The sequence below is a fragment of the Komagataeibacter xylinus genome (assembly GCF_031081985.1).
Taxonomy (GTDB): domain Bacteria; phylum Pseudomonadota; class Alphaproteobacteria; order Acetobacterales; family Acetobacteraceae; genus Komagataeibacter; species Komagataeibacter xylinus_E.
The window spans coordinates 119863-128075 of record NZ_JARWSK010000010.1 but is presented as its reverse complement, the minus strand read 5'-3'; the positions used below and the strand labels follow the sequence as shown (position 1 = coordinate 128075).

6 protein-coding genes and 1 pseudogene are annotated in these 8213 nt (G+C 59.0%); 1 reads left to right on the top strand and 6 read right to left on the bottom strand.

Going from position 1 to position 8213, the window contains the following annotated elements; all coding sequences use genetic code 11:
• Positions 1-134: 134 nt before the first annotated feature.
• The 3 genes and pseudogenes from QEG70_RS16350 to QEG70_RS16340 form a co-directional block, all read right to left on the bottom strand.
• Positions 135-1586, bottom strand: a complete 1452-nt coding sequence (locus tag QEG70_RS16350) for an efflux transporter outer membrane subunit (protein ID WP_308721585.1) — start codon at positions 1584-1586, stop codon at positions 135-137.
• A pseudogene (locus QEG70_RS16345) lies at positions 1579-4614 on the bottom strand (efflux RND transporter permease subunit). Before QEG70_RS16345 ends, QEG70_RS16350 begins: the two are co-directional and overlap by 8 nt.
• A gap of 2 nt (positions 4615-4616) precedes the next feature.
• Positions 4617-5699: an efflux RND transporter periplasmic adaptor subunit gene (locus tag QEG70_RS16340; RefSeq protein ID WP_308721584.1), complete on the bottom strand. Its 1083-nt coding sequence runs from the start codon at positions 5697-5699 to the stop codon at positions 4617-4619.
• A 10-nt stretch (positions 5700-5709) separates the two neighbouring features.
• Here QEG70_RS16340 and QEG70_RS16335 point away from each other — a divergent pair, with 10 nt between their 5' ends.
• Positions 5710-5946: a hypothetical protein gene (locus QEG70_RS16335; RefSeq protein ID WP_308721583.1), complete on the top strand. Its 237-nt coding sequence runs from the start codon at positions 5710-5712 to the stop codon at positions 5944-5946.
• A gap of 37 nt (positions 5947-5983) precedes the next feature.
• Here QEG70_RS16335 and QEG70_RS16330 read toward each other — a convergent pair whose 3' ends face one another.
• The 3 genes from QEG70_RS16330 to cydB all read right to left on the bottom strand — a co-directional run bounded on the left by QEG70_RS16330 (position 5984) and on the right by cydB (position 8210).
• Positions 5984-6559, bottom strand: a complete 576-nt coding sequence (locus tag QEG70_RS16330; protein ID WP_308721582.1) for a TetR/AcrR family transcriptional regulator — start codon at positions 6557-6559, stop codon at positions 5984-5986.
• A gap of 303 nt (positions 6560-6862) precedes the next feature.
• Positions 6863-7057 carry a hypothetical protein gene (locus tag QEG70_RS16325; protein ID WP_308721592.1) on the bottom strand — a complete coding sequence of 65 codons (195 nt, stop codon included), beginning with the start codon at positions 7055-7057 and terminating at the stop codon, positions 6863-6865.
• Between the two features lie 13 nt (positions 7058-7070).
• The gene (cydB, locus tag QEG70_RS16320; protein WP_308721581.1) at positions 7071-8210 is read right to left on the bottom strand and encodes a cytochrome d ubiquinol oxidase subunit II; all 1140 of its coding nucleotides are present in this window, start codon (positions 8208-8210) and stop codon (positions 7071-7073) included.
• Positions 8211-8213 lie beyond the last annotated feature (3 nt).

The window sequence follows — 8213 nt, the reverse complement described above, 5'->3', positions numbered from 1 at the left end:
TCTCCATGTCATCGCGTTCGCGTGCTTCATGCTAAGAAATGCAGCTATGCTCGCCCAAGGTGCATAACACCCTCTAGAAATCTAGGGGCTATTAAGCAAGCTTCATCTTCTATCTCAAAGAATGAGTCCTGAGACTAGATACCCAGTGCTGTTTTGAGATCAACGGCATTGGTAAGCAGTGCCACATATGTCCTGGCAAGGTTTGCTTCGCTTTCACTTTCAGAAAGAGAGTCGGTCAATATTTCCTCCTGCGACAGGTCACCATGCTGATAGCGTTTTTGAAGCACTGCCATGCGGGCCTTTTCAATATTGAGCAAAGAGAACTGCCTTTGATATTGAGCCCTGAAAAAATGTTCGTGTGACAGGAGGTTTTCAATCTCAACCCATGCATTCAGAACGACGCTTTGATAAAATATACCCGCGCTCCTCTGTTCAGAATGGCGTAGAGCAAGCTGACTTGACAGACGACCCCCATTAAAGATCGGGAGGGTAAGCGTCGGGCCAAAGGACGTATTGCGTGCATTCCACCCCAGTTCGGCCACTGTCAGGGCATCGAGGCTGATCTGCCCGGTCAGAGTCACCTGCGGATAGAAATCGGCCTGCGCCATGCCAATCGTTGCTGTGGCCGCGTGAAGCCGCGCTTCCGCCGCCCGGATATCCGGACGTTTCCGGGCCATATCGGAAGGAAGGCTGACAGCGACCTCTGGAACTTTCACGTCCAGAAGGTCTGCGGGCTTTGCCAGTTCAGGCATGTCCGCATCCGGTCGCCCTGCCGCAAGCACGGCCAGGGCCCGATGCAACGAAGCCTGTTGCAGGGCAAGTTCATCTTTTTCACCAAGGGCGGCCTGAGTGACGCTTTGCTGTTTCTCCAGATCGACACCCGCAAGCAGGCCGCGCGCATGGACAGCCCTGGTGATGGCCAGAAGCTGCGTTGCCCGTTCCAGCATTTTTTCGGCGCGTTTCAGGCGGTCCGAAACCCACAGCCACTGAAAATAGGTTCGTGCAATTTCTGCTTGTGTCGAAAGATGCATGGCATCCACATCGGCCTGTACGGCAGACAACTCCGCCTTTGCCGCTTCCCTTAGCCGACGCTGGCGCCCCCATATATCCAGCTCCCATGTGGCCACCGCGCCAATACTGTAATTTGTATAGGAAACACCCTCAGGCTCCTGCCTCAGTGCATCCGGAGCAAGACCCAGCAGGGGCTGCAGGACCTCCCCTACCCCTGATGTGGCAAGGCGTTCATGCGTATAGGAAGCCTGCCCGTTCAGTGACGGGAGACTTTCAGCCGATGCGGCGCCACGCTGTATGCGGGCGGCTTTGACCCGTTCACGCGCCAGCGCCATGTCCAGATTTCCGGTTTCGGCACGGAGCATGAGCTGATCGAGCACAGGATCATTGAACATATGCCACCATGGCAGGGATGACGGCCGGACCTGCCCCACAGGCCTGGCATTCTGCCACTGCTTCGGCAATGCCGGCTTCGGCCGCACGAAATCCGGCCCCATAGTGCAACCGGCCACCGCAAGCAGCATGGGTAACAGGAGCATGCGCACCCTGCATTGGAAAAAGCGCTTCTCAGACATGGGCGGTTGCTTCCGCAGTGGTAGCCTTGCGGTCAAACAGGACAGCGTAAAATGCGGGGATGGCAATCAGGGTCAGCGCCGTGCCACCAACAAGCCCGCCGATCATGACAATGGCCATTGGTCCCCAGAACACATTGAAGCTCAGGGGAATGAAAGCCAGGATCGCCACCACCGCCGTCAGGCACACAGGGCGCGCGCGGGTCAGGGTCGCATCAATAATGGCCTCATGCAGCGATGTGCCACCGCAGTGACTGGACTGGATCTGGTCAACCAGCAGGATCGTATTGCGCATGATCATGCCCGCCAGGGCAATAAGCCCCAGCAGGGCCACAAAGCCAAACGGCGCCCCTGTCACCAGCAGGCCGGACACCATCCCGATCAGGCCAAGCGGGGCCGAAAACAGCACGAGCAGGGAGCGGCTGAAGCTTTGCAACTGAATCATCAGCGCCAGAAGCATCAACACCCCGGTCAGCGGGAGGAAAGCGAAGATCGCACTATCCGCTGTCGAGGAAAGCTCCACGTCTCCCCCCGTTTCAATCCTGTATCCTGCCGGTAGCTCCTTGCGCAGGGTCTCCATTGCTGGCGTTGCGCGCTGCACCACAGTCGCGGGCTGGATATCCGTTGCAACACCTGACTGAACGGTCATGCAGAGTTCGCCATTTCTCTGCCACAGGATCGGGAAGTCGGTTGTCACCCGTATAGTGCCAAGCTGGGCAAGTGGCACGACGCCGGTTCCCGTTACAATGGGCAGGTTCGCCCACAGCGCAGGATCAGAGCGCACAGTGCGCGCGGCCCGCACCATGACCGGGATATGATGGTGACCATCGGGAATGTCACCTACGACCTGTCCGGAAATGGCTGCCTGAAGCTGTGCGGCGACACTGGCGCGATCTGTCTGGAAATGCGCGAGTTTATCCAGATTTGCTTCAAAAGTCAGGCTGGGTGTCCGGTTTCCCCAGTCCGCCTGCACCGAGACCGCGCCTTCGGTGCCGCGCAGGATGTCATCTACCTTGCGTGCAATCGCCCGCAGGGTATCCGGGTCTGGCCCTATGATGCGGTACTGTACGGGAAAGTCAGCCGTAGGCCCGAGCGACAGACGCTGTACATGCAGGTGCACGCCTACGGGAAGGGAGATTGCCTCAACCTGCTGGATCAGCTTTTCCCGCGCATCAAGGTCCTGTGCCACCAGCAGGAGTGTCGCGTGGGCGGCACTGGGTGTGGCCGGGGCATACGGAAGGTAAAAGCGCGGCGCGCCATCGCCAATATGGGCCTCCATGTGGCGCAGCGATGGGCTTCCCGCCAGATGCTTTTCCAGAATACTGACGGCTGCATCAGTTTGCCAAATGGCCGTTCCCGGTGGCATGGCAACATCAACGATTACTTCGGGGCGATCGGACTGCGGAAAAAACTGCTGGTCAACAAACATAAAGCCGCCGCACGCCACGATCAGCAGCATGACCGTGCCACCCGCCACGGCTTTCTTGTATCGCAGGCTGGCGCCAAGCATGTGGCGCAGCAGACCCGTCAGCCGGGACTCACGTGATGCTTGTGAGGACTACCGGGCTTCAGGCAGGAGATGAACCCCCAGAAACGGGATGAAAACGACCGCCACAACCCAACTGAACAGCAGCGCTGCGGCACTGACCCAGAAAATTTCACCAGCGTATTCCCCCGTTGTCGACTGCGCCAGGCCAACCGGCAGGAAGCTGACAACCGTCAGCACCGTGCCCGTCAGCATCGGGAACGCAGTGTGGCTCCACGCGAAAGAGGCAGCCTCTTCGCGGCTGCGCCCCTGTTCAAGCTGCACGACCATGGCTTCGATACTGATGATGGCATCATCCACCAGCAGCCCGAGGGAAAGGATGAGGGCACCAAGCGAGATACGGTCCAGCCCGATATGCTCCATGCCCATGTACAGGCTGACCCCGGCAAGCGTGAGCGGCACGGAGCAGGCCACGATAATCCCGGCTTTCAGGCCCAGGCTGACAAAAGCCACCAGAAGCACAACACTCAGCGCCACGACGAACTTGATCAGGAATGTATTCACGGCCTCCCCGATGACCCGGCTCTGGTCTTCCACCTGCGTCAGCGTCATGCCTGCGGGCAGCACGGCTGTAGCCGCCGCCTTCTCAAGCGCCCTGCCCAGTGCAAGCCCGTCCGCGCCATCAGCCATTGCGACAGCAATGACAACGGCCGGCCTGCCCCCGTAACGGATCAGCGAAGGTGCCGGGTCTGCATAGTCACGGCTCACCTGGGCAATATCCCTGACACGCATGGTGCCGGAATGGCCTGCGAGTGGCGTCTCCTCAACGGACTGCACACCGTCGAGGACTCCGGACACATTCAGGGGAACAACCGTTGTAAAATCCACCGAACCGCCAGAAGCCAGGGCCGATCGGCCCTGAAGCGACCTTGCCACCTGATCGGGACTGATCCCCCTTGCCGCAGCCTGTTGCGGATCAAGATCGACATTGACCTGCTGAGGAATCTCGCCGCTGATCTGCACCTTCCCCACGCCGTGAACCGCCTGGAAAATCTTCTTCAGATATTCGGATGTCCTGATGAGGTCTGCATTTTCTCCCCCGGTCAGGGTAAACACATAGCCATAGACATCGGCATAATCATCATTGGCGGCGAGCGCCACACCAGACGGCAGGCCGGGAGAAAGGTCGGACAGCCGGTTGCGGACCTTCTGCCAGATAACCGGAACGCGTTCCTTTCTTTCATCATCGCGCAGGAATATCTGCGTCACGCAGGCTGCCGGAATGCAATATGTGCTTAGAACATCTATGGCTTCGATATCACGCAGGCCCTGTTCAAGCGGTTCGGCAACCTGCCTTTGCATCTGCTGGGCGCCTGCGCCCGGCCATTGGGCGGAAACAATCATGTTCTTGAGCGTGAAAGCGGGGTCTTCCGCCCGGCCAAGGTGGAAAAAACCGTATCCACCGGCGAGGAAAAGGCAGGCCATCATGAAGCTGACAAGTGCCGGATGGCCAACAGCCCAGCGTGAGACGTTGAAACGATCCATCATCAGCGTTCACCTGCCTGCCCGGCGACAAGAACAGCCTGTCCCTGCTGGAACGAACCATCAGTACTGGTGACAATCCATTCACCGTCCGTCAGGCCTTCAACCAGCGCATCTGCCCCTCTCAGCCCGACAATACGGACGCGCCGCAGCACAAGATGGGGCGCCTGCCCATCCGTCAGCCCCCATAGATGGGCATGCGTCTGGTCTGCTGAATCCACGGCAGTAAGCGGCACGCGCACGGCATGGGATACGTCATGCGCGGCAAGGATAACCGTAACAAGGCTGTTGATGGCCACGGGAAGCGGATGGTCAAGCCTGAGCTTCACCTCCTGCATCTGGCTGGTTACGTCAACCGCACCAATTTCCCTGATGACAGCCTGAACGGACTGGCCATCCTGACCGTCAGGCAGGCCGACCTCCGCCCTGTCACCAACACTCCAGGATGAGGGTGCTGGAACCTTGAAATGGACTTCAGGCGCTCCTGCGGACAACCGTATGATTTCGCTCCCGGCGCCGACAAGGCTGCCCGGAACCCCCGTGACGCTCGTGATCCAGCCATCTTCAGGCACCCGGACCCTGCTTTCAGCCACCTGAATCCGGGCCTGCGTCAGGGCGGCAAGGGCTGATCTGTATTTTCCCTGTGCCAGATGCCACGAATTGGCACGTTCTTCGACTGCTCCAGCGGACAGCCCCCCTATGGTGTCCAGTCCCCGGCTTCTTTTATATGTTGCCGCAGCCTGATTCATTTCAGCGCGGGCGGCATCAACCTCGCCCTGTGCCTGGGCTTCCATCTCCAGCAGCAGCCTGTCTTCAAATGAAGCCAGAACATCGCCCTGATGAACATATTGACCGCTGGCAACCGATACTGATGTCAGGCGCCCGGCCTGCGTTGGGGCAAGAGGAATACTTCTTTCGGCCCCGTACCACCCGATGAAGACAGCCTTCTGTGGTGAGGCGCCATGCACCCTGAGGGCCTGCACGGCCGGAAGGGCCGCGTGTTTGACCGGGGAGGATACCGGCTTGCACCCTAAAAGGCATGATGCCGCAAGCAGGGGCAGCACCCTTGTCAGGATGTCTGTGCGCATTCGACAGGACATGTTGATTTCCGAAAAATACAGGCTTTTTTCTTTACGGCAGGGCCGCGATAACCGAAATTCCCAACAGGACAAGAATAATCATGGTGGCCTGTTGCCCATCAAACCGGTTCCGGAAGTAGAACCAGACAGAAAAAAAGATGAAGGACGAGATACAGCCTGCTGTCATGACGGCCATTGGGGGCATTCTGGTAAAACCCAGAACCTGTTTGTGCGCCGCGGTTGCCATGGCACCTGAAACAACCGTCCCTGAAAAAGAGAAAGCCCCCTGCATTTCAGCCAGCTTTATCAGGGGCCTGCGTTAACTGCACCATCAGGTCATGCAGGCTGTCGCGCATCGTCTGGTCTACAATGCCAGCCTCCAGAATGTCCCACAGGGAAAGGCCATCAGCAGCCATGCAGGCGAGCAGAAGGGCTGGTGTCATGTTCTCGAACAGGCCGATGGAGCGGATCACGCTCCAGTAATGCTGGATCCATTCCTGACTGAGTTGCGGATCAATCAGCATGGCTGCAAGCAGATGACGAATGATGACCGGCGTCTCTTTCGCTCCATCATGGTTAAACCCGATATACGCCCGCGCGGACCTGCCAAACGCAACGGGATCATCTTGCATGGAGGCAAGCATCTCGCGCCTGAACAGGTCCATTTCACGCATGAAAAGCCCATCGAGCAGGGCTTTCTTGTTCGGGAAATGGTGCAGCAGGCCGCCTTTGCTGACATTTGCCTCCCTGGCTACCAGTTCCAGTGTAAACGCCTGAATGCCGTTCGTGACCAGTATCCGCCCTGCTGCGTTGAGCAGGTCGTTCTTTACGACTTCGGGTTTGTTGGTGCGTTTTGGTTTTCCGGTCATGTCCCGTTAAATACCGTCCGGACGGTATGTTTTCAAGAAAAAAATAGGGGCTGGCATAGGCTGGACGCCACTGATCTCAACAGCCCCGGAAACAAAACACGCCACCCGTGGTGATCCGGGTGGCGTGCTTCGCATCATCGGCAGGGTGATGCCGTGATATGGCGGCGGGCGTGAGATGAAGAAAGACTCACCGCCATTCCTGTCATGGGAACCAGCGCCGACCGCAGCGGTAGGCAATCAGGTAAAGCCCCATGTAAACCATCGGAATAAAGAAGATGATGCGTTCAAGATCCCCCATCATGGTCAGATCTCCCCATCGGCTGAAAGACCGGACTGGGCATCAAGCATGATCGCCCCGGCCCCGGAAATCAGGATGATCATGACGGTGCCGATCACCCACGCAAAATACCACGGCCCCTGATCCCCCACGAATACGGCAAACAGCAGGGACACGACCAGAACAATGGCCAGACCGGCCAGGCGCAGAAGCTTTGTCATCACGACCTCGCAATCAGTAGCTATGGGTGTCGTTCACGACATCGGCGGTATGGACCTTCCCGCGCATGACGTAATAACACCACGATGTATAGGACAGGATGATCGGCACGAAGATCCCCGCCACCACCAGCATGCAGCCAAGGCCATATTCACTGGCGGTGCTGTTCCACACCGTCAGGCTCTGGTCCGGCACGGTGGAAGACGGCATGAGGAAGGGGAACATGGCGCAGCCAACCGTGGTGATGGTGCCAGCCCATGCGCCCAGCCCCAGCCACCAGCCCGCAACCGTGCGGCCAGCCGCCAGCATGGCCACACCCGCCAGCATGCAGCCCAGCCCCCCAAGCGGCAGCAGCCACAGGGCGGGATGGGCGTGGAAATTATGCATCCAGCCGCCTGCAACCATCGCCACCGACTGCCCGTGCAGCGGGTTGGCCGGCATGGCGGGGTTGACGGGCGCGGTCATGACAAAACCGGGCAGGAACTGCACCCATATGCCACCCATCACGAACAGGCTGGCCGCAACCAGCCCGCCGCCCATGGCGTAACGCCGGGCACGCGACCAGATCGGGTCATCTGCCCGCAGCATGAGCATCGCCCCACCCTGATAGATGCTCAGCCCCACGGACATCAGGCCACACAGCATGGCAAACGGGTTGAGCAGGTAGGACAGGAAGGATTCATCCTGGTAATACTGCCCCGTCCAGCCAAAGTGGTAGCCCACCCCTTCCAGCACGTTGCCGAACGCCGCGCCGTAGATGAACATCGGCACGAAACCTGACACCAGGAAGACCCAGTCCCAGCTTGCCCGCCACAGCGTGCTGTCCGCCTTGGAGCGGTATTCAAACGCCACCGGCCGCAGGATCATGCTGAACAGCAGGGTGATCATGACCACGTAAAAGGCGGAGAATGACGTACCATACAGCGTGGGAAAGGCCGCGAAAATCGCGCCGCCCCCAAGAATGAACCACACCTGGTTGCCATCCCAGTGGGGGCCGATGATATTCAGCGCCGTGCGCCGCTCCCCATCATTGCGGCCGACAAAGCGCAGCAGCGTGCCCACGCCCATATCCATGCCAACCATGGTGCCCAGGCCGATGAACAGCACACCCAGCACCGCAGCCCAGACGATTTTCAGTATCGCGTAAAGTTCCATTTC